The organism is Ferroacidibacillus organovorans (assembly GCF_001516615.1).
Classification (GTDB): domain Bacteria; phylum Bacillota; class Bacilli; order Alicyclobacillales; family SLC66; genus Ferroacidibacillus; species Ferroacidibacillus ferrooxidans_B.
In genome coordinates this window covers 56,037-80,357 of the sequence record NZ_LPVJ01000029.1, presented here as the reverse complement: position 1 = coordinate 80,357, position 24,321 = coordinate 56,037, and the positions used below count along the sequence as shown (strand labels likewise).

The window sequence follows — 24,321 nt, the reverse complement described above, 5'->3', positions numbered from 1 at the left end:
GCGTGTCTGTCTTACGTGATCTGCATCTCGCAACCTATCACGAGTCTGTCGAGCCCTACGCCTATGCGGACGGCGATGCGCTTGTCGTCCGCCTTCGGGTGCCCGCAATTGTCGAGTCTGTGTCCGTGATCCATTACGACAAGTTCAAACGAGACGAGACCCTTCAGAACGTAAAAGCGCAGTGGTATGCCCGTGAAGACCGGGAGTTCGTTTTATTTCAGGCAAGGCTCACGCGAACAAGCAAACGATTTCGCTACTTTTTTAGTATACAGGCATTGGGAGAGACGTATTGCTATTCGCGAAGCGGTATCACCTTCGATGAGCCAAACGATGCAGACACATTTGAGGTTCCGTACCTCGGAGAGAGAGACCGCTATTCACCGCCCGAGTGGACAAAAGGCGCGGTGTACTATCAAATCTTTCCGGAACGCTTCTATCGCAGCGGAACGATCGCGAATGACCACACTTTGTCTGCCTGGGACGAGACACCGACGGCCGACTCCTTTTTTGGCGGGGATCTACCAGGCATTCTCGCAAAACTGGATCATCTCACCACGCTTGGCGTCGATGTCCTCTACATGACGCCCGTGTTTCAAGCACCGTCAAATCACAAATACGATACCGTCGACTATTTTCAGGTCGACCCAAATTTCGGAAGCAATCAGGATCTGAAGCGCCTCGTTGACGCGTGCCACAAGCGCGGCATTCGCGTCGTGCTCGACGCAGTATTCAATCACATGGGCGCCAACCATCCCGTTTTTAAGGATCTTCTTGAAAAAGGCGCCGACTCTTTATACGCTTCACAGATCATCGCTCGCGATTGGCCGCTTTCTCCCGAAACGCTAAATTACGAAACGTTCGGCTACGTGGCAAACATGCCAAAGTGGCGGACGGCGCATCCTGCTGTGGAACAGATGCTTTGTAATGTCGGCACACACTGGATGAAGGAGACCGGAGTCGACGGCTTTCGCCTTGATGTTTCCGATGAAGTGGAGCATGCTTTTTGGAAAACCTTTCGCAAGGCGATCAAAGCGGAGAATTCTGACGCGTTGATTTGCGGCGAGATCTGGCAGGTCGCCACACCGTGGCTTCGCGGCGACGAGTTTGACGCTGTGATGAACTATCCTCTCGGCCGCGCCATCTTAGACTATGCGGCAGCCGCGACCCTTTGCGCCGAAGAATTTTTGTACCGCGTCGAAAAGATTCGCTCACTCTATCCTGAACATGTCCTCGCGTCGCTCTGGTGCCTGCTTGATTCGCACGATACGGCGCGACTGCTTACACTCTGTGACGAAAACACAGCGCGCGCAAAACTCGCGAGTTTCATTCAATTCACCATGATCGGAGCGCCCCTTCTTTACTACGGCGATGAGGTCGGGATGACTGGAGGAAACGACCCGCTGTGTCGCGGCGGGATGATATGGGATCACGTGCAGCAAAATCACTCGCTTTTTTTGCACTACCAAGAATTGATCGCGCTGCGAAAGCAGTATGCCGCACTTAAAGACGGCGTGTACCGTCCGCTATTTGCCCGCGACAACCTCGACATTTGCGCCTATCTGCGCCGCTGTGAAAAAACAGGTGATACGCTCATCGCGCTTGTCAATGGCACAGCCGAGGAACAATTTGTCACCGTGACAGATGCGTTGATTGATGATGTAGTGTACACTCTTGTCACGGGCGATGGCCCGGAGACCTTCACAAAAAACAAGCCACTCACCATCGCGCCTTACACCGCGCTACTTTACGTAAAGACAGGCCGTGATTCCTATGGGCGTTAATATCAAAGACGTCGCAATGCAGGCCGGGGTCAGTCCATCCACTGTTTCTCGCGTCATCGCAAACCACCCACGCATCAGCCAAGAGACGCGTGAACGTGTTCGCATGATCATGAAAGAGATGGATTATCATCCAAACGCCATTGCGCGCAGTCTCGTCAAGCGAAGTTCTGAAGTGATTGGACTCCTGATCCCGAGCACCATCGAACAGTTCTATCTGAACCCTTTTTTCCCTGAGGTGCTGCGCGGAATTACGCAAGTCGCCCAACACGCCGGATACGATATTTTTTTGTCGACCGCTCTGCACGGATTGAACGATGTCGAGCGCCTGGAAAAACTGATTCGCAGCAAACGCGTCGACGGCATGATCCTTCTGACTTCAAGAACGACCGATCCGCTGCTTGAACTGGTCACCGAATTGCGCATTCCCTCCGTGTTGATCGGACGGCCTTTCAATCCGCTGCCGATTTCCTGGATTAACAATGACAACAGGCTGGCCGCGCACGACATGACCCAGCACCTCATACGCATGGGGCATCGACGGATTGGCTACATCGGCGGCTCTCAGGAACTCGTCGTCAGTCTTGACCGCTTGCGCGGCTATAGCGATGCGCTATCAGAAGCTGATTTGAAGCTGGATCCGCAGTGTATCGTCGCTGGCGAATTTCTCGAAGATGTCGGCTACTCTGGCATGATGCGTCTGCTTGCTCTCGCTGAGCGACCAACGGCTGTCGTCGCGTCAGACGACGTGCTGGCGTTTGGCGCGATGCGTGCGGCAGGAGAGCTCGGCTATACCATTCCGGATGACTTGGCAATCGTTGGATTTAACGACATTCCTCTCGCGAAATTGTCCAATCCGCCGATGACCACCGTCAATGTCAACATCTACGAGTTGGGCGTGCAGGCAACCAACATGTTGCTTGATGAAATTCAGGGAAGCGTGCGGGGTCCACAGCATCAAATCATTGAACACCAACTTGTGATCCGGCGTTCGTGCGGTGCCTGGAATCCACTCACCCAGTTGCAGGGTGACAAATAAAAGGTGTGCTGGGCATGTCACGCATCAAAACTCATACCTCTGTCTAAGAAAATCCCCCCACGCGTTCATGCAACGCACCGTGAGGGGATTTTATATTCAAATCAAAATTGGCGGAGAAGTACAGACGGCTGTGCGGTCACCGCCTCATTTTCCCCATAGCGTTCAAGCATGAGCAGGACAAACATCGCATGCGACCATGTGAGCGGTACGACCCAGCGCGTCTCCCCCGTCTCCCGGTCCACCTGTTCTGGGAAAAGATCAAGCTCAGTCGCATGCTCTGCCGCCCACGCCAACATCTCGTCTGCCGTTTTCTCATCCGCGCGGCGAAGCGCGTCAAGCCCCACCCACAGTGTAGTCAAAATCCACGGATTCCCGCCGACATACATGTCGTTCTCATAGCGCAGGATCCCTCCAACCCCCGGTGTCCAAAGCGCTTCTCGCACAGCGTGCGCAACCTGCGCAGCCCGTTTGTCAAAAGGCTCAAGGTACTCAAATGGATAGGAGAGACCGAGCAAACTGACGTCAATGACCGCATCAAATGATTGAATCACGCGCGAGTATCCATACATGTCCATCTCTCTAAAAATCGCCTTCCCATCCACTGCGGGCAAACGTTTATGCGCATCGCGAAGGTGAAGACGTCGACTCCGATAAAAACAGTCGCGCGCTTCATTCCACAAGGTGTGCTCAATGGCTCTGCTGATGCGCTCTGCCGCAGCGCGCCACACACCGCGCTCTATCTCATCACATGCCAATTCGCAGGATGCTTCAATCGCGCATAAAAGCGCGGCGTACACAGCTGCCGATGAATACGTATGCTGTGCAAAGCGTTCCTCCCACAAGTCAACTGATTCGCGCGGCAGGCCACTTTCCTCATCTAAATTCTCCATCACATGGTTCATCGCGCGCTTTATTGCAGGGTACACACGTCGCAAAAATGCCTGATCCCGCGTTACCCGAAAATGCTGCCACATCCCCCACACGACACTTGCTGTCTCATCAGCCTGATAACCCCATGAAGGTGCCAGCGAACCGTCGAGCCAATGGCGGTGATCCCACTTGCCGTCTTCATCTTGTGCAGTCAGCATCCATGCGTAAAAGGATTCGCTTTGTGCGATATATCCAGCCTTCAACAGCGCCGTCGCTATGTACGCCGCGTCGCGTCCCCAACAATAACCATACCCACCGCACGACTGCCAAGCCGGATCAAACTCTGGCGCGGCGATCATTCCACCGCGCTCACGATCAATGAGCAACGAAAACGCGAGAAGAGATCTCCGATAGAGCCGATCAAGCCGTTCATTCCCACTGCGCAAAGGTTTTGCCTGAGCGAGAAACCACGCGCTCTCCTGTATACTTTTTTCAATCCACGCCTGTACAGGCACAGCCTTCAGACGGTTCATCCGCGCCATGACCTCTTTTTGATTGCGGCCAAACGCCAGATACAACGTCCACGTGCGCGTCTCACCCGGTTCAATCACACCAAATGAAGTCGCAAGCGCGCTGTCTGACCCCAAGTTTTCAAACGTGCCAAGCAGCGCGTCGTAGGGGAGTGCTTCTGCCGTGTCACCACAAGAAAATCCAGACACCGCCTCGCGCATTGAAAAACCGCAGTGCGTGTCGCGACGGTAGTGAAGGGTCATCTGGTCTGTTGGGATGTACCGCACAGCTTGGCTGAATTCGTGCTCTTCCAAACGTGTGACCAGATGCGCCTTTCCAATCAGTTCACGCGCAGCTTTTCCAGTATTTCTTATCGTCATCTGGCGCACCACACCGTCTGCGCGATGCGCAATGACATCCCGTTGTGTCACGGAAAGTGAAAGCTTGGCAATCTCGTACTCTGTCACGAGAACATTGCTCTCGCCAAGATACGTCTGGGTCGCCGGCACAGTGTGATGAAACCACTCCGGCGGCTGTGAAGGTTCATGTACGCCAACATGAAACCTCTCAAGCTGTTGCGCGTAGTCCATGTGTGGCCAAAAAATCCGTAAAAGTTCGCCACGCGCAGAAAGCGCAGCCAGCATTTGTCCGTCACCGATAATTCCGCTGTAGAGGTGCGGCTTTTGCAAGACACTCATCCCTTCTCACTGCCAAACAGCGTCGAACACTGCGCCCAATCCTCGTGATCTACGTCGCGCGGGCTCGTGTACACGCTCATTGTTCCGTCGTGCAATCGATTGCACTCACGTAAGAAATTCGTCACAATTCTCCCGAAATCCTGCCCCTGGGCGAACATGACTAAAAAACAATTTAACGGATTCACAACGAGAGATACTGTGGCATAAGATTTGCAAAAACGATCACTGCGCTACGTGCGTGGTGTATTCTGGGAGCATGAGACGAGTGAAACGATCAAGCCAATCGCTGCCTACCGTCTTTCTCGCTGTAACCAAAACAACCGCCGCCAAAGAAACAGCTCACACGCCAGAAGGAAGCACGCAGACCTTTATGCGCCACGCCGAAGATTCAGCAGCAAAGCGCGACGCCTCCCCGCCAGAACCCCTGCGGTCGTTTCTAAAAAAAAAGGGGCAAACCACTGGCGCTATGCTCTCCACGCGTCCGCGCGACAGCGCCGGAAAAACGCGTGCCACAAGTTCCTCCCGCACGGTCAGTTCCTTACAGAACCTGACAGAGGGATCATGGAAAACACTCCCCCCACACATGCGCACCATTGCGCGCTATCTGCACGACCAGTTTCATCAAAAACCCGTCTCCATTCTGACACAAGGCGGTCGCTTTCAAGGTGTCTTCTCAGGGTTTGAAGGAACCCAAATCAAGCTGCTTGGCATGCAGGAAATGTCCCTCCCGCTTAGCAGTGTCATGAGTGTCGCACACGCGACGCCTCCTGAATCTCTTCATAAAGCGCCATAAAAAGTCGGGCCGCCATACTCAAAAAGCGGTCTTTGACATACGCAAAAACAAGTGTCCGCGTCGGTTTTGTCGAGAGTTGTGCAAAATGAAGAGCTTGATCATCCGTTCGCATGACCATCTCAGGAATCAGTGTAACGCCAAGTCCTGCCGCCACGAGCGCTTGCGCCGTTTCCACACTGCTTGTCTCAAATGCAATTTTTGGCGTAAATCCGCGCTCTGCGCACAGTGTGAGACAAGTCTCGCGAAATCCATACCCGCGCTTAAGTAAAATAAACGGCGCATCGGCAACTTCTTTCAAATCGATCTCTGGCGGAGCATCAGGCAGGTATGACCTTCCCCACGCGGGCATCGTCGTGGGAAGCGCGATCACAATGCGCTCTGTGAGCAAAGGTTTTGTAGAAAGCCGCGAATCGTGAAGCGGTAGTGCCAAAATCGTCAAATCCGTGGCGCCATTCACCGTCAACTCTTCCAGGCGCTCTGTCGTCTCCTCAAGCAAATGGATTCGCACTTGCGGATAAAGATCTGTGAATCTCCGCAATAAAGGCGGAAGCACATGCCCGCCTGTAATGGCGGGCGCGCCTAAGATCAGTTCACTCCCCATGCCGCCGCTTCGTTCAGCCATTTCCCGCAGCAGATCATCCCGCTGGCGCAACAGCGAGTCCGCCTGTGTGACAAAACGTTCCCCTTCAGGCGTCAGGAGTACGCCACTTTGTCTTCGCACAAAAATGGTCACGCCAAGTTCCCGCTCCAACTTTCCAATTTGTTGACTCAAACTAGGTTGCGCGACATTCATCGCAAGCGCCGCTTTTGTAAAACTGCGCGCCTTGGAAACTGCCAAGATATACTCGAGTGTGCGGAAATCCATCGTGTCACCTCATTGATATAACCTATGACTTTCATAGTAAACATCCATTGGACGTAATAGCAAGATTGCGCTACGCTACCTATCACAGGATGAATTCCAGACGTCTCTATGTGAAATTGGATAAGGTTGAAGGAGGATGTTCATGGCAAAAACCATGTTTGACAAGATTTGGGACGCCCATATCGTGCGAGAAGCCTCCGGGGAGCCCACCTTGCTTTATATTGACCTTCACCTGGTTCACGAGGTGACTTCCCCACAAGCGTTTGAAGGATTGCGTCTCTCAAATCGCACAGTTCGCCGTCCTGACCTGACGTTTGCCACACCGGATCACAACGTTCCGACAACAGATCGAAGCCTTCCGATTGCCGATCCGATTGCGAAACAACAAATCGATACACTGCGCGCGAACTGCGAATATTTCGGCATTCCTTTTGCGGACATGCACAGCAGAGAGCAAGGCATTGTCCACGTCATCGGACCGGAACTCGGCCTTACACTCCCAGGCAAAACCATCGTTTGCGGCGACAGTCACACGTCGACACACGGGGCGTTTGGCTCGCTCGCATTTGGCATAGGCACAAGTGAGGTCGAGCATGTACTCGCCACTCAGTGCCTGATGCAACAGCGCCCAAAGACGATGGAAGTCGTCATCCGCGGCGCTCTACCACGCGGGGTAACCGCCAAAGATCTGATTCTTGCCTTGATTGCTCGCTATGGCACAGACTTTGGCACGGGGTATGTGTTTGAATATCGGGGCGAAGCGATCGAGGCGCTCTCCATGGAAGAGCGCATGACCGTTTGCAACATGTCAATTGAAGCAGGTGCGCGCGCGGGCCTTATTGCGCCAGATGAAAAGACGATCGCTTATGTGAAAGGGCGCCGTTTTGCGCCGACCGGTGCCGCGTTTGACGAAGCAGCAAAAGCGTGGCTGGCCTTGCGCACAGAAGAAGGCGCGGTATATGACGCGCGCGTCGAATTGAACGCCGAAGACATTGTGCCTCAAGTCACGTGGGGAACGAGTCCGGGGATGGGCGCGAATGTCACAGATCGCGTGCCGAATCCGGAAGACGTGTCTGACCCGGTCGTGCGCCGCTCCATGGAACTCGCGCTCGAATATATGGATCTTAAACCAGGAACGCCGATGGAAGAAATCGCGATCGATCGCGTCTTTATCGGCTCCTGCACAAACGGTCGCATCGAAGATCTGCGCGCGGCAGCCCGGATTGCAAAAGGAAAAAAAGTCTCTCCGCGCGTCTCCGCCATGGTCGTGCCTGGATCGCACCTCGTCAAGGAACAGGCAGAGGCGGAGGGGCTTGATCGCATCTTTATCGAAGCCGGTTTTGAGTGGCGTGAGCCGGGCTGCAGCATGTGTCTCGCGATGAATCCGGACATCCTCGCGCCAGGCGAGCGATGCGCGTCGACATCAAACCGCAATTTTGAAGGGCGTCAGGGTCGCGGAGGGCGCACCCACCTCGTCAGTCCGGCGATGGCAGCAGCCGCAGCAATTGCCGGTCACTTTGTCGATGTACGGACGTTTGCTTGACCCATTCTTGTGAGAGAAGGTGTAGCTGCGTGGATGCCTTTTTAAAACACCACGGACTCGTCGCGCCCATGGCGCGCGCAAACATTGACACAGATGCGATCATCCCAAAGCAGTTTTTAAAACGCATTGAGCGCACAGGATTTGGCCAATACCTCTTTTATGATTGGCGTTTTGATGAAAACGGGAATCCCAACCCGGATTTTATCCTGAATCAAGAGCCACACTGCTACGCCACGGTCCTCGTGGCCGGTCCCAATTTCGGGTGTGGCTCATCGCGTGAACACGCGCCCTGGGCGCTTCTCGATTTTGGCTTCCGCGTGGTGATTGCTCCGTCGTTTGCGGACATTTTTTATAACAACTGTTTCAAAAACGGCGTGCTCCCAATCGTTTTGCCAGAGGATGCTGTAGCCCATATTCTCACGCAGGCAAGTAAAACTCCGCTTGAGCTGAACATCGATCTTTCAGAGCAGCAGGTATCGCTCCCAAGTGGCGAAACGTACACCTTTGCGATTGATCCTTATCGAAAGCATCTGATGATGGAAGGACTCGATGATATCGGACTTTCCTTAAAGCATGAAACGGCCATCGCAAACTATGAGAAATCCGCGCCGTTTGCCGTCTCAATCACGTTGTAACTCGCTGAAGATTGCTCAAGGTTTCGACTGGATCACAGACGCGAAGTGCTCTAATCGGCGCAGTTGACGGATATACCTTTTCGAGAAATCCCGCATTCGCACGGTCGGAGCTGGGAACAGATAATCAAGCGCGCTAAGATCCTCACACCATTCTTTCACTGCAATCGGCCAGGTTAAAACATCTGGCCAGACATCGACGAGGCGGGGGCTGTAAACTAGTCCGCGGCTCGTCGCTTCATGCGTAAAGACCTGCGGCAGGATGTCTTCTCGCGACGCTGTATGCGGAACCGACTCTGCAGCGCGCAAAAACGCGGTGCGCGGTTGATCCTGATTGGCAAAAAGTAGTGCGTATAAGCTTTTCCCCGCTTCGATGCGCTCCGTGACCGAAGTAAAATCCCGCACAAAATTGCCATAAAGGCCATGCTGTCGTCCGCGAAGGTCGCGGGCGGCAAAAAGGACCGCAGAGACGTGCATGAGCGACTGGGCACTAAATGCAGGGGTAGCAAAAACCCTGCGAATCACTGATTCGTGATCGACCATTGCCGCTTCGATCCGCATCTGTTCATTGATGATCAGCGCTACTGTAAGCAGTCGATTGTCCATACCATTTTGAAAGAGTTGCCAAGCCACTTGCATAAATCTGGAGACTTGAAAATGCGGCAATAGATGCAGATAAGATCGTTTTCGCTGCAACCCCAACTGATAGAGACGCAACTGCGGATAGGCGTCGCGAAAGATGACATCATTGCAACGCTCAAGGAAGGAAAAAAACGCCAAGCGGTCTGCCTCAGATGTGACAGCCTTCACTGCGCGGCGATGAAGATCCGTCATATTATATCCGCCATTGCGTGATACCAGGTGTGCAAGAAGTGCCCAGTGAAGCTCTTGACATGATTTATAGATCACAAAGTATGCCTCTGTGCGCGTCAGATTGTTTCTTGTGGATTGACGCGTCTCTTCGCGAATCTGGCGGAGAAGATCCTTGTCTTCCATCGATCCATTCGGAGGATCAACGAATGGATCTCCATCGCTCACAAGGCGCATCTCAAGGGCTTTACGAAAAACGTCCATTTCTTTCAGTAGCGACTTTTGTCCCGGAATCTGCGAATGGATCAAACGATAGCGCCGCCGCAGATCAATCCACAATGTCGATGGCTTGGATGCGGCCATGCGCAGCAAACGAAGCAGTGCCGCACCCTTAAACCGCCTGTCATTCTCCTCCTTCACTCAGTCCCCTCGCCGCACGTACGGCGCGCTTCTTGATTTTCCACGCGCTCCACCTCACAATGAACCTTTTGCCACAGGCAACAGATTCCCCAATTTCGTTTGAAGATATGTGAGAAATTTCCTTTCGCTAAAGCCGGCAAGAAACGCAGTGATTGCAGGGAGCATACCGGAAGAAACCGCATGACTCCCCGTCGTGGTAAGTGCCGTGACCTGCAAAAGCATCGCCGCAACGACACCAAGCACCCCGCCTGCGATTTGCTTTGTCGCAATCCACGCATCCATCGTCTGGGAAAGCGTACCGTGCATACGGTTATAATAGAGCAAATGCAGCGCCGCAATCGTCGCGCCAACCGCCCCCCACCATGCGCACGAGATGGCAGGTCGCGCAATCAGCGATGCCAGCCAAGCGCTATGCGTCGACCAGACATCGACTGCCGCGCCACCGCAAAGCAAGATGATCAAAAGTGTCATTTCAATCAAATAAAGAGGCCAGAAACGCTTGTGCGCCCACGCGTTTCGCGCAGTCATTTGTTCAAACGATTCTTTCACGCGCAAATACCCATAGTACGCTCCAATCACGTCAGGCGTCGCAGTCTCCATGGCCTTGCGCAATCCCTCGAGGTCCTTGATGAGAGAGGCGCCAGAAACGGTTTGCTCTGATGCAAATGCCCGTTGAATTTGGCTCGCCAGATCATCAATCTGCCCGCGCACTCCTTCCGCATCCAATTGCATAACGATCCCTCCCTTAAGCCCTCTTACCCTATGTTCAGTGCCAGGCGCATCCTGGCACGGTTACACTCAACGTATGCGTGTCACAAAGCGGCGGTTCAAAACTTGCGCAAACGCCGAGTTTGGCGTAACCATCTGCCGCTTTTTCGCATATGGGATAGAAGCCGCGAACCTAGGCGAATGAATGACAAGGAGGAACCTGCATGAATGCGGCACCGTCAGCGCGACGTCTGTTATTTGCCAGCGGCATCGGAATGCTGTTTGACTCCATGGACGTTGGACTTTTAGGCTTTATCATCGCCGCACTCTTTGTCGCATGGCACATTCAGCCAATCGAGGCAGGTTGGCTCAGCAGCATTACCCTGATCGGCATGGCCATCGGCTCAGCCACCGTGGGCTTTCTCTCCGATCGCATTGGACGAAAACGCGCGTTTCTCATCACCATCTTGCTGTACTCGATCGCAAGTGGGCTCAGCGCACTGGCAGGCGGCATCGGCGTGTTGCTCATCCTGCGGTTTTTTACAGGTCTTGGCCTGGGTGGAGAGCTGCCTGTCGCAACTGCGTACGTTTTAGAATCATCGCCACCAGAAGTGCGCGGAAAACGCACCGTCTATCTCGAATCCTTTTGGGCCGTCGGCGCAGTCGTTGCCGCATTGATCGGTTTTTTGATCATCCCAACCTTTGGCTTTCGCGCCGCATTCGCAATCACCGTCTTGCCCGCGCTCTACACACTCTACTTGCGCCGGGCACTTCCCGAGACGCCTCACTTCCTGTCGCGCAAACCTTCCGTAACCCTGGCGACAAACCTTGGCCGTCTCTATTCCCGTCCGCTGCGCGCACGCACGATCGTGCTGTGGGTGATCTGGTTTACTGCAAATTTCGCGTATTATGGCATGTTCATCTGGCTGCCAAGCGTTCTTACACTAAAAGGATTCTCCCTGATTCACAGTTTTGGCTACGTGCTCATCATGGCCCTGGCGCAACTCCCCGGCTATCTGAGCGCTGCCTGGCTTGTTGAACGGATCGGTCGCAAATGGACGCTGATTCTCTTTTCACTCGTAAGCGCAGTCTCCGCACTCCTGTTCGGTTTGGCGACTGGCATCTCGCAACTCCTGATCTTTGGCCTTCTCCTCAATTTCAGCAACCTCGGTGCGTGGGGCGCAACCTACATCTTTTCCGCAGAACAGTATGACATCGAAGTTCGCGGCACAGGTCTTGGCTTTGCAATGGGTGTCGGCAAAATTGGCGGCTTTCTCGCACCCTTTCTCGTTGGAACGCTTATCGCAAGCCACACCAGTTTTAGCGTCATCTTCTCCATCTTCTTTGTGATCACGTTCATCGGGCTCCTCATCGTGCTCACACTCGGACGCGACGTGCGCCCTGCGCGCACCTGATCGGCAACCATGTGTTGGCCCGAAGCGCTCAAACGAGCACTTCGGGCCATTTTGATCACTCACCATACTTTATACCTGTACAACTGGCGCTCCTGCTACAATTTCAAAGCAAGCTCACTCGTTCGCTTGAGCGCATAAATCGCATTCTCAATCAAGCGCATCCCGTGATCCTCGGCCATCGTCAAAATCGACTCCGGGTGGTATTGCACCGCGAGAATCGGTAAATCGCGATGGCGCACGCTCATGATCACACCATCATCCGAGCGCGCCGTGACGACAAGACTGCTTGGCAGAGAATCTTCGCGCGCATAGAGCGAGTGATAGCGCCCGACCTGAAACGTGTCAGGAAGACCGTCATAAAGCGCATCGGGCGCCACCACCTGGATCTGTGACGGTTTCCCATGCATCGGCTCCTTCAAAACATCAAGTGTCCCGCCAACGTATTCAACAATTCCCTGAAGGCCAAGGCACACGCCAAACACAGGCAACTGGCGCGAACAGACGACAGTCAGCGTATCGTTCAACCGAAAATCCGAGGGCGTTCCGGGGCCGGGTGAGAGCACGACGAGATCCGGCGCAATCTCATCAAGCAGCGTTTCGGCAAAACCAGACCGAAGCGTCACCACCTTTGCACCCGTCTGACGAATGTAATTAGCGAGCGTGTGTACAAACGAATCCTGATGATCCACCAAGAGTACAGTAAGACCAGCGCCTACTTGCGAATGTCTCTTCACATTTTGTAGCGCACCTTTTTCATCGCGGATCGCATCAAGCAACGCGGATGCCTTTGTTCGTGTCTCACGCTCTTCTTCCTCCGGGTCAGAGTCTGCGAGCAGTGTCGCGCCAACGCGCACCTCGGCGACTCCGTTTTCAAGCCGAATCGTGCGCAGCGTGAGTCCCGTGTTCATGTCACCGTTAAATCCGAGCTTTCCGACGGCGCCTCCATACCAGCGCCGCGGTGACAACTCGTGCTCTTCTAGAAACTGAATCGCCGCGCGTTTTGGCGCACCTGTGACTGTCACTGCCCACATGTGTGTAAGAAACGCGTCGAGCGCATCATACCCGTCGCGCAAAATCCCTTCGACATGGTCAACCGTATGGATCACGCGCGAGTACATCTCGATCTGACGACGACCAATCACGCGCACACTGCCCGGCTCACAGATGCGCGACTTGTCATTGCGATCCACATCGGTGCACATCGTGAGTTCTGACTCATCCTTGCGCGAGTTAAGCAATTCGCGAATATTGTCCGCGTCTTCAAGCGGGTTGCGCCCCCGTTTGATCGTCCCAGAGATCGGGCACGTTTCCACGCGCCGACCCTCCACCCGCACATACATCTCTGGTGACGCACCGATCAAATGCTCCCGTCCCAGATGAAGAAGAAAGCCGTATGGACTCGGATTCTTTTGTTTGAGGCGCGTAAAAAGTTCAGAAGGCAAAACATCGCACGGCTCAGACAGGGTTTGTCCGGGCACAACTTCAAACAGGTCACCGCGCCGAAAATACTCCGCAGCCCGTCTCACTTGCGCCGCGTATTGCCCATCGGCATGGTCACTGCCCCGACGGACGTCCCGCGTGCGTTCAAGCGTGTAGGACGCTCCTCCACCAGCGATTCCTCGCGTATCGACTGTACCGAACAAAAAATCGTACTGAATCTCCATGGCGTGATCGAGACGATGATCCACCACCACAAGATGGTCTGGCAAATAGAGAATCATGTCAGATTGCGAATCATCGCGCGTTTGCCGCTTTGCGATCTCTTCAAATTGAAAAACCAGGTCATAGCCAAATGCGCCATAGAGCCCGAGGTGTTCATCTTCGGAAGAATAAAATGCATCTTGAATCGCGCGAACCACAGAAAACACCGAAGGCTGTTGGCTGCGCATTTCTTCTGGGAAAAACTGCGCAGGACGCGCAATCGTCGCGATCAATTCCGTCTCGTGAACCGTAAGTTCTAAGACGGCGTCAAGCGTTTTTAGAACGTCTGAGAGAATGGGAAGCATACACGCACCGCGCGCATTGAGGGCGCGAAGTGTGCATGTTCGCTCTTTGGCTTCGACAAGAAGGGGCGGATCGACAAAACCGAATTCCCACCGCGTATAGCGGCCAGGGTATTCGTAACTGCTCGAAAAAAGCGCGCCTCGCCGCGTGTCAAGCGCAGCAAGAATGCGATCGAGCGCTCCCTCAACCGGGATTTCGCGAACGCTTCGCAAAACGGTGGCGCCACCTTTTGTGGCATAGGAAAAAACTGCAGGCTGCGCTCTGCTCATCTCAACTCATCTCCTCTACATCTGACAGGGCTCCCCTGTCTACGCCGTATTATCCCACGCCAGCGAGTTGCCCGCAAGAAAAAAAATTGTAACATGTCCAGTCATCTGTCAGGATTTCGTGATAGGATAGATTTCGGTTCTTGCAATCTCGCAGAGAGAAGTATGACCAAAACCATTCTGGGGGTTTACCATGCTCGCGTCTGTGTACCACATTCTTTACATGTTTATCCCGACAACCATTCACCCGATGGTCGTACACTTTACGATCGCCATTCTGTACCTCGCCGTACTCGCGGACTTGATTGCATTCTTTTCAAAAAGCGAATTCTATGAGCGCGCAGGGTTTATCATGCTCGGGCTCGGGGTGCTTGCAACGATCGCCGCAGGTGTCGCCGGTTCGCTCAGCGAGAACGCTGACAAGTTGACTCCGCAAACTGCCGCGCTGATCCACACACACGCTTCCTTCGGAGAACTGACCGGCATTGTCTTTCTCGCCGCGTGGGTTGTGCGCTTGATGACACGCTACAAAAGAAGCGGGCGCGTCTTTGGACCGTCGCTGATCCTGTCTCTGATCGGACTCGCGCTGTTGACCTATGTCGGTCACTTGGGCGGCGATCTCGTATACAATCACGGCGTCGGCGTCAACGCCGTCGGTCTCGGTCGCATACACCCCTAATCTGCGCATATCACGTCATGTCTTTCGTCTCGGCATACATGCGCAACACAGCGCGCACCGGTGAAGCGTCGCCGCCTGCGATGCGAAGCGGCAGTGCGATCAACTCATAGTCGCCGTCCGGAACATGCTCTAGGCGCAGATTCTCAAGAATAAGAATTTCACGCTCCCGACAGCGCTTATGCGCGGGGAGCGTTTTGCTTGTCGCCTTGTCAACGGAGGGTACATCCACACCGATCAGCCGCACGCCGCGCTCCGCCAAAACATCGATCGCGTCAGGCTCAATGCTCGCAAAGTTTGCGTGAAACGCGGCGTATTCAGGGTATGTTTCTGTGTGCAGGAGCACGCGCTCCGCACTGATGGAAAGTTCACGCACATCATCTGCAGTAATGATCGGAATGCCATCGACCTCGCGCGGATATACGGTAAACACGTTTGCTTTTCCTATATAGCGCTCAAGCGCCACCTCATCGATGCGCAGCCCCTGCTCATCATAGTGGTAAGGTGCATCCACATGTGTGCCTACGTGAACGCTCATCGTGATCACCGTCACATTGCAGGCGTCACCATCCTCCATGCGCATCGTCTCCACGCGAGAAAACGGCGTATCCAAAGGAAAAGGCGCCGTTTTCTCGGAAAGCGGCATCGAGAGATCGTAGAAGCGTGGTTTCATTGCGCATCGACTCCTTTCAAAACTTAGCGAAACAGGACAATCAAACCGACGGCAAGAAGCGCGACGACGATCGGGTAGAGCACATCGCGCACGCGAAGCGGAATGATCCGATAATAACTGCGCGCCGTCGCTCTCATCGCCACGTCGCCATAAAATCCGCGCGCCTCCATCGCGATGGCGACGCGTTCGCTCATGCGGATCGCTTGCGTCAGAAGCGGCAGCGCGTAAAGAATTGGGCGCAATACAGCGCTTTGCCCCTCCTTACCGCGCAGCGCGCGCGCCTGGCGAAGTTTCGTCCACTCTGATTGAAACAGCGGAATGACGCGAATCCCGGCAAGTGTGCCGTACGCAAAACGCGGCGAGACGCGGGCGTTCTGGCAAAGACTGATGATCAAATCCGTGATGTCTACCTCTGACGCAAAAAGCACGCCAAAACTCACGGCAGAAAGCATGCGAAAGGCGAGCACAAGGCCATTTCTAAATCCCGCTACCGTCGGGTGCATCCACAAAAAATGGATCGTCGGCTCACTCGGCGCGACGGGTCCGTAGGCAGTCGGCGTCCAGACGTAAAGCAGGTAAAATCCCAGAAACGGGGAGAGGCGCTTGAGAATCTGCCACGGCGTCAGGCGCGCAACGAGAAGCATCAGCGCGATGGGAAGAAAAAAAAGAGTGAGCGCTTGGTGCAGGTTGTTTGCAAACACGCCGATAATCATGACCGCCAGCACCATGACCAGTTGCATCGTCGGGTTAAGCCAGCGGGCAGGCGTGCTGCGGGGGCGCTCAACCCACGGTGTATCAGTCATTTGCTCACGCGCACGCACACGGTGTGACGGTTGGTCAAGACGCAAATGAGGCGCTGCCTGATCATCAAACAAATGCGCCCGTTTCATCAAATCTGCATCCTCAAACAAACGCTCTGGCGGACAGGATGCAGCGATCTCGCCGTTGATGACCACGATTGCCTGCGTCGCGTACCGTCTGACGAGATCCATGTCATGCGTTGTGAGCACAATCGTTCGCCCTTCTCGATGTAGTGCCTCCAGTTGCTCCAAGAGCACCTGCTGCGTTTTTGCGTCCTGTCCAAACGTCGGCTCATCGAGCAGATAGGCGGCGCGCGGCTCCCTTAGCATGGAAGCGACACTCAGGCGCCTTTTTTGCCCCTGGCTCAACTCGAACGGATTGGCGTCTTCATAGCCGCCAAGCTCAAAGCGGGTCAACAACTCCCGCAGATCAGCGTCATCTACATCCGCCTGCACGCGATTGCAAAGTTCATCTGCAACGCGACTATACACGAACTGATACTCAGGGTTTTGAAAACAATACGCGAGGCGCGTGTCAAACGATCTGCCACGCGAAAGCGTGCCAAAGCGCGTCAAATGACCGTCGCGATGTGAAGTGAGTCCCGCCAATGTCTGAAGCAACGTCGTCTTGCCCGCGCCGTTTGGACCGACGATCGCCGTGAAACTCCCTGCCCTAATGCGCAACGACTCGACGCGCAAAACAGTCTTCTTATGATATGAAACGGAAATATTTTCCATCGTGAACGCATCATCTGCACCTTGACAATCTGCTCGCGGTTCTTCCCGAATCATTTTTTCTCTGTCTTCAATTTGCTCACCGCCAGCTTGATACGGCCGCGTCTTCCACGGCGAAATCACCCCGAGCCGAAGCATCTCCTCCCACCACCCGTTGACCAATTCAAAAGGCGTTCCCTGGTGGAGGATCCGGCCATCGCGATCAAGAAGAATCACGCGATCCATCGCGTGCAGTATCCGATCAAACTTATGTTCTACCAAGAGCAAACTCTGACCACGCTCGCGTATGCGTAGCAACTCGTCAAAAACCACACCCGTTGCCTGCGGGTCAAGATTCGCTGTCGGCTCATCACAAATGAGCCATTCTGGTCGCATTGCCAATGCACATGCAAGCGCAAGTTTCTGCTTCATTCCGCCAGAATAGCGATCATGCTTTACATGAGAGAGATCCGGCAGGCTCATTCTTTGAAGCTGTTCCCGAATCCGCGGAAGCATTTGATTTTGGGAAAGTCCCTGATTTTCAAGTCCAAATGCAATCTCATCATCCTGCTCAATCATGCAAAACTGTGCGTCAGGGTCCTGAAAAACATAGCCGATCGCCCCTTTGTGCGCGAGTTCAGGCGCCTGCGCGACATTCCCTCGCACACTCGCCTCAATCGCCCTGGGAATCAATCCCGCCAAAAGGCGTGCCAGTGTGCTTTTCCCACATCCACTGGGTCCCAACAAAAGGACAGCCTCACCCTTTTTGATCGTCAGTGACACATCGCTCAAAGCCGGTCGATCTGCCCCTTCATACTGCACGGTCACCCGGTCAAGCGAAATAAGCGTGTCAGGTAGAATTTCCGTTTTTGGACCAACACCTATTAAGCGTTCTTTTTCCGCCACATCCTCATGCAAAATGCGTTCGCCATGCATCAGCGGCTCGCCTGCCCACTCTTGCCCAGTTCAAAGTTGCGCAGACTCCCTGTCCGTTTCAGCGCATCGCCAATCCACTTTGGCACGAGGCCGCCCACAATCGCACCACTGAGCATCGTCGTGACGACGTAGCCAATGAACAGATCCGGCGCCACTTTATTTCCGCCATATTGAAAATAGTACTGCACGCTGTTCCCGATACCCGCGAGAGCGCCCGACAAAAGCATAAATGCCGTATTGTATTTTTTCCATCCTCCCACAGCGAAGCCAAGCTCCGCCCCGGCGCCTTGAAGGAGCCCAGAAATCACGGCGCCCCATTTATAGGGACTGCCAAACGCAAACTCACAAAACGCGCTGACCACCTCTGCGAAAAAAGCGGCGCCAGGACGGCGAATGATATAAGGCACAAGTCCTGCCGCGAGCCACCAAAGTCCGTTTAGCAGTCCATACGCGATGGGCGACCAGGCCGCCGCAAAAACACCTGTAAGCAGATCCCAACTCAGATAGATCGCGCCACACACCACCGAAAGAATGGCGGCAACCACAATATCCCGCAGTTTCCACATCTAAAATGCACCCCTTTGATCATCGTTCGGGCATGTCAGAACGTGCGCAAACAAAAAGACGCATCTTTTCAATCGCAACCAAATTCAGGCGCAATCGACAGAGGCATCTCCGGTATACGGCACTTCCTCCCGCTGGTATGACCCAGATCGAGTTCTGAAGGGTTGGCAAAACGTTGATTTCGCCTCTCAGCCATTGGCACCCCTAGCGCCTTACGATTTTATTTTCCTTTCAACTTTAGCATGCAAGAGATTGCGTTGTAAACCATCGCTTTTCATGCGGTGAACCCCATATCGGCAAGCACAGAATTATTTTACGATCTGTCGCGCACCAAGGTATTTTGGCCCCCAATAGGAATTGGAAATGTTGTCGATGCTCACACCATAATCTTGCGCATCAATCATCAGGCCGTTTCCAATATAGATCCCGACATGTGTCGCACCCGGCGCATACGTCGAGAAAAAGACGAGGTCTCCAAGCGAGAGGTTCGGATAACTCACGCTCACGCCTTCTGCAAATTGCTGTTCTGACGTGCGCAGAATGGACACGCCAGAGTGCGCATACACGTATTGTGTAAACCCGGAGCAGTCAAAGCCAGAAGGCGACGTTCCCCCCCAAACATAAGGCGTTCCCAAATAGCTTTCTGCGTATTTCAACATACTTTCCAGATTGATCGTTGGCATGCCTGCAACCGTCTGGCTCACATACGCGGTATTGTGCATCAGTTGCTCCGCGCGCGCCGTGGCTGCTTCGATCGAGGCAATTTGCTGCTGAGTGAGTTGCAGTTGGCTCTCAAGGATCCCGTGGCGCAGTTGTTGATTGCTCATATCCGTCTGGATCGTTCGAATCGACTGTTGTTGCTCCTGCTGAAGCATCATATCCGCTTGCTGCAAGACTTGATCTGACTGCTGCGTGTGCACCAAATCACTATAGTAGGAAACCGTTTGCCGATGTTGCACCGCGAGTGTATGCTGCAGGGATTGAAACTGTCTCTCAAGAGCCTGCCCCGCGTGAGCCACCGTGACGAGCATGTTGAGCCTTGTCAAAAAGTCCTCAAAATTCGTAGACTGAAACAAAACTTGCAGATACGACACGGTCCCGTGTTCATACATCGTTTTCAATTGACCTTGAAGCTCTGTGCGCGTCGTCGTCAATTTTTGTTCATTTATCTTAATTCGTTTTCCGAGAATCACCAGCTGATGATTCACAGCCTGCATGTGGACAAGGTTTTCTGACATCGCCATGCGGACATTTTGTAGAGAGTGATTGATTAAACCGAGTCGCGTCTTTAAGGTCTCCACGCGGACCTGATCTTTTTGAATTTGCAATGTCGTTGAGGAGATTTGACTTTTAAGCGCCGCCGCCTGTTGTTTCGCAGCAGAGAGCGTCGTGGCAAAACTGACTTGAGAATTAAAAAGAGTGGCCATGCAGATCAAGGTCACACCGATGCGTTTTACTGCGTTCACATTGTCACCTCAATTAAAATCTATCAACCAATCGCTGAAGTACACAAGCTCTGTTTGCTAGAATTTTAGATTGCCTGATAACCAGTTGATAGTTTTCGACACGATCTGCCGATTCTCCTTCTCATTCGCGATATTTCGTCGCTTTTTGCACAAAAAAAATTGCCGCTCAAAAGAGAGCGGCAATCCTGTTAAGCGGATATTCTGATTAGATTGTGGAGCGATACTCCCACTGCGCATTTTTTGCGAGATTCGCCTTAGTGATCGTGACGTTTGCCAGCTGAACAAATTTTGTCACTTTCTGCCCTTTGGCTGCAGCGACCGCATACTGAACCGCGAGCATGCCTTCTTCCATCGGCTTTTGCGCGATCAGCGCTGAAATTAATCCCTGTTTTAAATCTTGTACCTCTGCCGGTTCAGCGTCATACCCGACAATTTTCACCTTGCCGAGTTTGCCAGATGCGCGAATGCCCTCGGCGGCGCCAGACGCAGATGTATCGTCCGTACCAAAAATTCCAACAAGCCGATTGCCAAAACGCAGCGAGAGATCCTGCGCCAATTGAACAGCTTGCGTGCTCTGCTCGTTGTCATACTCAACTACCACCTGCATGTGCGGATATTTTTTCTTAAGCTCCGCCGTAAATCCAGCGACGCGCGCTTTGTCCGTCGAAATTCCAGGCGAAGGAGAAAGAATCGCGACGACGCCTTTTCCTTTTGCAAATCCGCCGATAAAGTTGGCTGCAGCAGCGCCGCCTTGCAAGTTGTTCGATGTGATGCGCGATGCGAGAAGCGCCGTATCGCTGATCGTCGAGTCCACTGTGATCACAGGAATCTTCGATTTGACTGCATTTCGAATCGGCGGAATCATCGCCTGCAAATCCGTTGGTGCAATGGCCAACGCAGACACCTTGCGTGCGACCATCGCGTTAACGTACGGTGTCTGGTTGGACGGACTATACGTCACACCGCCTTCATAGATGAGCTGCACCCCGAGCCTTTTGGCTTCCATTTGCGCGCCATACTCCATACTGATGAAGAATGGGTCCGTCGTCACGCCAGGCACAAAGCCGATAACGATCGGTTTTGTCTTGACATGTTTTGAGACGTGAGAAGCTGTTTTCGCGCTATGCGCAAAAGCAGGCGCTACCGCTGCGAGTGAAGCGAGCAGCGAGACGCTGCTGATAACGGCACCAATCTTTTTCAAATTCAATGTAGAAACCCCCTGTTTTTATAAAATGGCACTACCGTCAGAAATCCTACTTCAGCACGCGATTGCGATATCGGCGCTGATCCACATAGACCGCGAGGATGATGATCACCCCGATGGTCACTTGCTGCCAATACGGTTGAACGCCCATAATCACAAGCCCTGACACCAGCACGGAAATGACAAGCGCACCAACTGTTGAACCAAACAGCGTACCGCGACCGCCAAAAAGACTCGCACCGCCAATGACAACTGATGCAATCGCATTTAACTCGTCATTGGCGCCCTCAAGTGGCGACCCCGTCGCGAGGCGGGCGACGATAAGAACACCTGCAAACCCGCTGAGCAAACCCGAGAGCGTGTAAATCTTAAAGAGATGAGCTTTGACATTGACCCCTGACCGCCGCGTTCCTTCTGCATTGCTGCCAATCGCATACGTGTATTTTCCAAACCGGGTCTTGGTCAGAAAAAACCAGGCGATCAGAAGCAAACCGAGTGCGAGCAGGGCTGGAATTCCGAGGAAGTTAAAGAGCACCGCGTCACCAAATGTGGACAGCTCCGGCGGAATATTGACGATGTCTGTCCCGTTTGAGACGAGATACGTCAGTCCCGTGCCGATGCCAAGCATGCCAAGTGTCGCGATGAAGGGAGTGATCTCCATGAAGGCAATCACGAAACCATTGACAGCCCCTGCCACAATACCTGTGCCAAGGCCTGCGAGAACACCGAGAATGAGCGCCGGGTAATCTCCCTGCATCATCATGTTTTGCATCACCGTTGCACCGACAATGCCAGACAGTCCGAGAATGGCGCCAACAGATAAGTCGATACCTCCGGTAATGATGACAAACGTTTCTGCGATAGCGAGAATGATCGTATTTGAGGCGCTCACTGTCGTGCTGACAAAATTCTGTCCAGATGCAAACCCTGACGCTGTAATGGAAAAAATGATGACAAGAAGAATGAGGATGAGAAATGTCCACCAATCGCCCAAATCCTGCAGCCGCGTGCCGCGTCCTTGCAAAGGCATCGGTTGTTTCACTCTTGTTGGCGCACCTCTTTCTGTGACACTCACGCTACGCGCGACCCCGTGATATACGCAATCACTTCGTCCAGCGTGGTGTCTTTCGTGATCAAGGACTTCACCTTGCGTCCCAAAAACATCACTTCAATGCGATCGGTCACTTCAAGCACGTGCGGAAGGGTGTGGCTGATGAAAACAACGGGAATGCCCCGCTCACGCACGCGCCGAATTAGGTTTAACACCATCTCGACTTCTTCGACACCCAAGTGGTTTGTGGGTTCATCAAGAATGATCATGCTATCGCCCCAAAGCACTGCGCGCGCGACGGCAACTGCTTGACGCTGCCCGCCCGACAATTCCGCAATCGGTGATTTCATCGAGCGCACGGTCACATGCAACTCATCAAGAATTTGCTGCGCTCGCTCAATCATCTGCTTTCGATTCAAGACGCCAAACATCTTGCCGAATTGGGGATGGAGCATTTCGCGTCCGAGAAATAGATTGTCTGCGATCGTCAAATGTGGCGCGAGCGAGAGATCTTGATAGACCGTTTCGATACCGCGTTTTCTCGCATCCGAAGGCGATCTCAGCCGCACGTTTTCTCCTTTTAAATGAAGTGCGCCAGCATCAGGCATGATCGCGCCTGACAGCACTTTGATAAGGGTTGATTTCCCCGCCCCGTTGTCGCCCACAAGGCCGACCACTTCTCCTGAGCCAATTGCAAAATCAACCTCGGCAAGCGCCTGAATCCTGCCATAGTTCTTAGAAATCCCACTCGCCTGCAACACAAATGACGCACTCAGTTCATCGGGCATCCACAGGACCTCCTTATCGTCAAATGCACAGGTAACCGTTTACTTGTAACCGCTTCCCCTTCCAATGCGACTTTCAGCAAATCGACAGCCGCTTCACCCATGCCGTAAGCGTTCTGGTTAAGTACGGTGATTGGCGGTTCAAACACTTCACACCAGATCTGATCGTCAAAGCCAACAACCGATCGATCTTTTCCAACGGAAAAGCCGGACTCTTTCATGCACCTCAAAACACCGAGCAACATCACATTGTTTGCCGCAAAAACGACATCCGGTTGATCTTCTCGCGCAAATCGGTTAAACAATCGGAGGGTTGCCTCATATCCGCCGCGATCATCTGGGGTTGTCCTCTCAATGGAGAGTTTCAATCCAAGTTCCCCGCACGCTTCTTCCATGCCAGATTGTCGATCCCGCATCGTCGAGATCGCATCTGTCGAAAGAATCATGCCAACGTGTCGGTTACCGTGATGTGCGAGGTGCTCAACCAACTGTCTTGTCGCATTGCGCGTTTCCGACGTGACAGATGGCAATCCATCAACGTGTCGGTCAAAAAGAATGACCGGACACTGCTCAGGCACATAGCGCGTTACATACTCTGCATCAAACCCTGCCACGGGTGCGATCAGGATCCCTTGCATGCGCCGCGCCACCATCAAGTGGATCAATTCGCGTTGACGCTCCCACTGCTCGCCCGTACTCGCCACGACAAACTTGTAACCCATCGTTTCAAGCCGTTTCTCAATTCCCCGAAGCACGTCTGTATAAAACGGGTTGTAATCCACAATCAGAACGCCGATCAACCCCGAGGATCCCATCTTCAGTTCGCGAGCGACCATATTGTGTCGATAGCCCGTGGACTGAATCGCTTCCTCAACACGCGCTCGTGTAGACGCTTTCACGACGCGTGAATTGTTGATGACATGAGAAACTGTGGCAATCGATACGTTTGCTTCTCGCGCAACATCGTGAAGCGTTGAAGAAGATTTGCGCTCCATACATCGTCTCTTTTCGCATGTAAACGTTTAACTTTTCTTTATCAAAACAATACTTTTTTGTAATCTATTTGTCAACTACCTGAAAGAAAAAAAATGCAAATTAATA

The 24,321-nt window shown here is 53.4% G+C and carries 20 protein-coding genes and 1 riboswitch; of the genes, 7 read left to right on the top strand and 13 right to left on the bottom strand.

The window, feature by feature from the left end; all coding sequences use genetic code 11:
- Positions 1 to 2: 2 nt before the first annotated feature.
- Entirely contained in the window at positions 3 to 1,781 is a 1,779-nt protein-coding gene (locus tag ATW55_RS07785; protein WP_067715160.1) for a glycoside hydrolase family 13 protein, read from the top strand.
- Entirely contained in the window at positions 1,771 to 2,817 is a 1,047-nt protein-coding gene (locus ATW55_RS07780) for a LacI family DNA-binding transcriptional regulator (RefSeq protein WP_067715157.1), read from the top strand. Before ATW55_RS07785 ends, ATW55_RS07780 begins: the two co-directional genes overlap by 11 nt.
- Before the next feature lie 101 nt (positions 2,818 to 2,918).
- Here ATW55_RS07780 and ATW55_RS07775 read toward each other — a convergent pair whose 3' ends face one another.
- Entirely contained in the window at positions 2,919 to 4,886 is a 1,968-nt protein-coding gene (locus ATW55_RS07775; protein ID WP_067715154.1) for a glycoside hydrolase family 15 protein, read from the bottom strand.
- 274 nt (positions 4,887 to 5,160) lie between these two features.
- Between ATW55_RS07775 and ATW55_RS16085 the strand changes: the two genes are divergently transcribed.
- A complete protein-coding gene (locus ATW55_RS16085; RefSeq protein ID WP_153005062.1) occupies positions 5,161 to 5,688 on the top strand; it encodes a hypothetical protein in 528 nt (175 codons plus the stop codon).
- Here the strand turns inward: ATW55_RS16085 and ATW55_RS07765 are convergent.
- The gene (locus tag ATW55_RS07765) at positions 5,636 to 6,553 is read right to left on the bottom strand and encodes a LysR family transcriptional regulator (protein WP_067715148.1); all 918 of its coding nucleotides are present in this window, start codon (positions 6,551 to 6,553) and stop codon (positions 5,636 to 5,638) included. The genes ATW55_RS16085 and ATW55_RS07765 overlap by 53 nt on opposite strands.
- Positions 6,554 to 6,695: 142 nt before the next feature.
- Between ATW55_RS07765 and leuC the strand changes: the two genes are divergently transcribed.
- Positions 6,696 to 8,096 carry a 3-isopropylmalate dehydratase large subunit gene (gene leuC, locus ATW55_RS07760; RefSeq protein ID WP_067715145.1) on the top strand — a complete coding sequence of 467 codons (1,401 nt, stop codon included), beginning with the start codon at positions 6,696 to 6,698 and terminating at the stop codon, positions 8,094 to 8,096.
- A gap of 29 nt (positions 8,097 to 8,125) precedes the next feature.
- The gene (leuD, locus tag ATW55_RS07755) at positions 8,126 to 8,731 is read left to right on the top strand and encodes a 3-isopropylmalate dehydratase small subunit (protein ID WP_067715142.1); all 606 of its coding nucleotides are present in this window, start codon (positions 8,126 to 8,128) and stop codon (positions 8,729 to 8,731) included.
- A gap of 15 nt (positions 8,732 to 8,746) precedes the next feature.
- Here the strand turns inward: leuD and ATW55_RS07750 are convergent, their stop codons facing one another.
- Together ATW55_RS07750 and ATW55_RS07745 are read right to left on the bottom strand one after the other, a co-directional pair.
- On the bottom strand, positions 8,747 to 9,958 hold the full coding sequence (locus tag ATW55_RS07750; RefSeq protein ID WP_067715139.1) for a DUF2515 family protein: 1,212 nt from the start codon (positions 9,956 to 9,958) through the stop codon (positions 8,747 to 8,749).
- Between the two features lie 54 nt (positions 9,959 to 10,012).
- Positions 10,013 to 10,690, bottom strand: coding sequence for a hypothetical protein (locus ATW55_RS07745; protein ID WP_067715136.1), 678 nt, complete (start codon positions 10,688 to 10,690; stop codon positions 10,013 to 10,015).
- Positions 10,691 to 10,890: 200 nt separating this feature from the next.
- Between ATW55_RS07745 and ATW55_RS07740 the strand changes: the two genes are divergently transcribed.
- Complete coding sequence (locus ATW55_RS07740) at positions 10,891 to 12,081, top strand: MFS transporter (protein WP_067715133.1); 1,191 nt, start codon at positions 10,891 to 10,893, stop codon at positions 12,079 to 12,081.
- Between the two features lie 95 nt (positions 12,082 to 12,176).
- Here the strand turns inward: ATW55_RS07740 and ATW55_RS07735 are convergent, their stop codons facing one another.
- Positions 12,177 to 14,354, bottom strand: coding sequence for an anthranilate synthase component I (locus ATW55_RS07735; protein WP_067715130.1), 2,178 nt, complete (start codon positions 14,352 to 14,354; stop codon positions 12,177 to 12,179).
- Positions 14,355 to 14,544: 190 nt separating this feature from the next.
- Here ATW55_RS07735 and ATW55_RS07730 point away from each other — a divergent pair, with 190 nt between their 5' ends.
- Positions 14,545 to 15,030: a DUF2231 domain-containing protein gene (locus ATW55_RS07730; protein WP_067715127.1), complete on the top strand. Its 486-nt coding sequence runs from the start codon at positions 14,545 to 14,547 to the stop codon at positions 15,028 to 15,030.
- A gap of 10 nt (positions 15,031 to 15,040) precedes the next feature.
- Here ATW55_RS07730 and kynB read toward each other — a convergent pair whose 3' ends face one another.
- The 8 genes from kynB to ATW55_RS07690 form a co-directional block, all read right to left on the bottom strand.
- Positions 15,041 to 15,700: an arylformamidase gene (kynB, locus tag ATW55_RS07725; RefSeq protein ID WP_067715124.1), complete on the bottom strand. Its 660-nt coding sequence runs from the start codon at positions 15,698 to 15,700 to the stop codon at positions 15,041 to 15,043.
- A gap of 23 nt (positions 15,701 to 15,723) precedes the next feature.
- Positions 15,724 to 18,150, bottom strand: a complete 2,427-nt coding sequence (locus ATW55_RS07720) for an ATP-binding cassette domain-containing protein (protein ID WP_067715121.1) — start codon at positions 18,148 to 18,150, stop codon at positions 15,724 to 15,726.
- Positions 18,150 to 18,716: an ECF transporter S component gene (locus tag ATW55_RS07715; RefSeq protein WP_067715117.1), complete on the bottom strand. Its 567-nt coding sequence runs from the start codon at positions 18,714 to 18,716 to the stop codon at positions 18,150 to 18,152. Before ATW55_RS07715 ends, ATW55_RS07720 begins: the two co-directional genes overlap by 1 nt.
- A gap of 107 nt (positions 18,717 to 18,823) precedes the next feature.
- Positions 18,824 to 18,930: riboswitch (TPP riboswitch) on the bottom strand.
- A gap of 92 nt (positions 18,931 to 19,022) precedes the next feature.
- On the bottom strand, positions 19,023 to 20,180 hold the full coding sequence (locus tag ATW55_RS07710; RefSeq protein ID WP_067715113.1) for a C40 family peptidase: 1,158 nt from the start codon (positions 20,178 to 20,180) through the stop codon (positions 19,023 to 19,025).
- A 205-nt stretch (positions 20,181 to 20,385) separates the two neighbouring features.
- A complete protein-coding gene (locus ATW55_RS07705; RefSeq protein WP_067715110.1) occupies positions 20,386 to 21,387 on the bottom strand; it encodes an ABC transporter substrate-binding protein in 1,002 nt (333 codons plus the stop codon).
- 46 nt (positions 21,388 to 21,433) lie between these two features.
- Positions 21,434 to 22,426 carry an ABC transporter permease gene (locus ATW55_RS07700; protein WP_235587050.1) on the bottom strand — a complete coding sequence of 331 codons (993 nt, stop codon included), beginning with the start codon at positions 22,424 to 22,426 and terminating at the stop codon, positions 21,434 to 21,436.
- A 29-nt stretch (positions 22,427 to 22,455) separates the two neighbouring features.
- A complete protein-coding gene (locus tag ATW55_RS07695; RefSeq protein ID WP_067715106.1) occupies positions 22,456 to 23,223 on the bottom strand; it encodes an ATP-binding cassette domain-containing protein in 768 nt (255 codons plus the stop codon).
- Complete coding sequence (locus tag ATW55_RS07690) at positions 23,208 to 24,215, bottom strand: LacI family DNA-binding transcriptional regulator (protein ID WP_067715103.1); 1,008 nt, start codon at positions 24,213 to 24,215, stop codon at positions 23,208 to 23,210. The genes ATW55_RS07695 and ATW55_RS07690 overlap by 16 nt, the downstream gene beginning before the upstream one ends.
- Positions 24,216 to 24,321 lie beyond the last annotated feature (106 nt).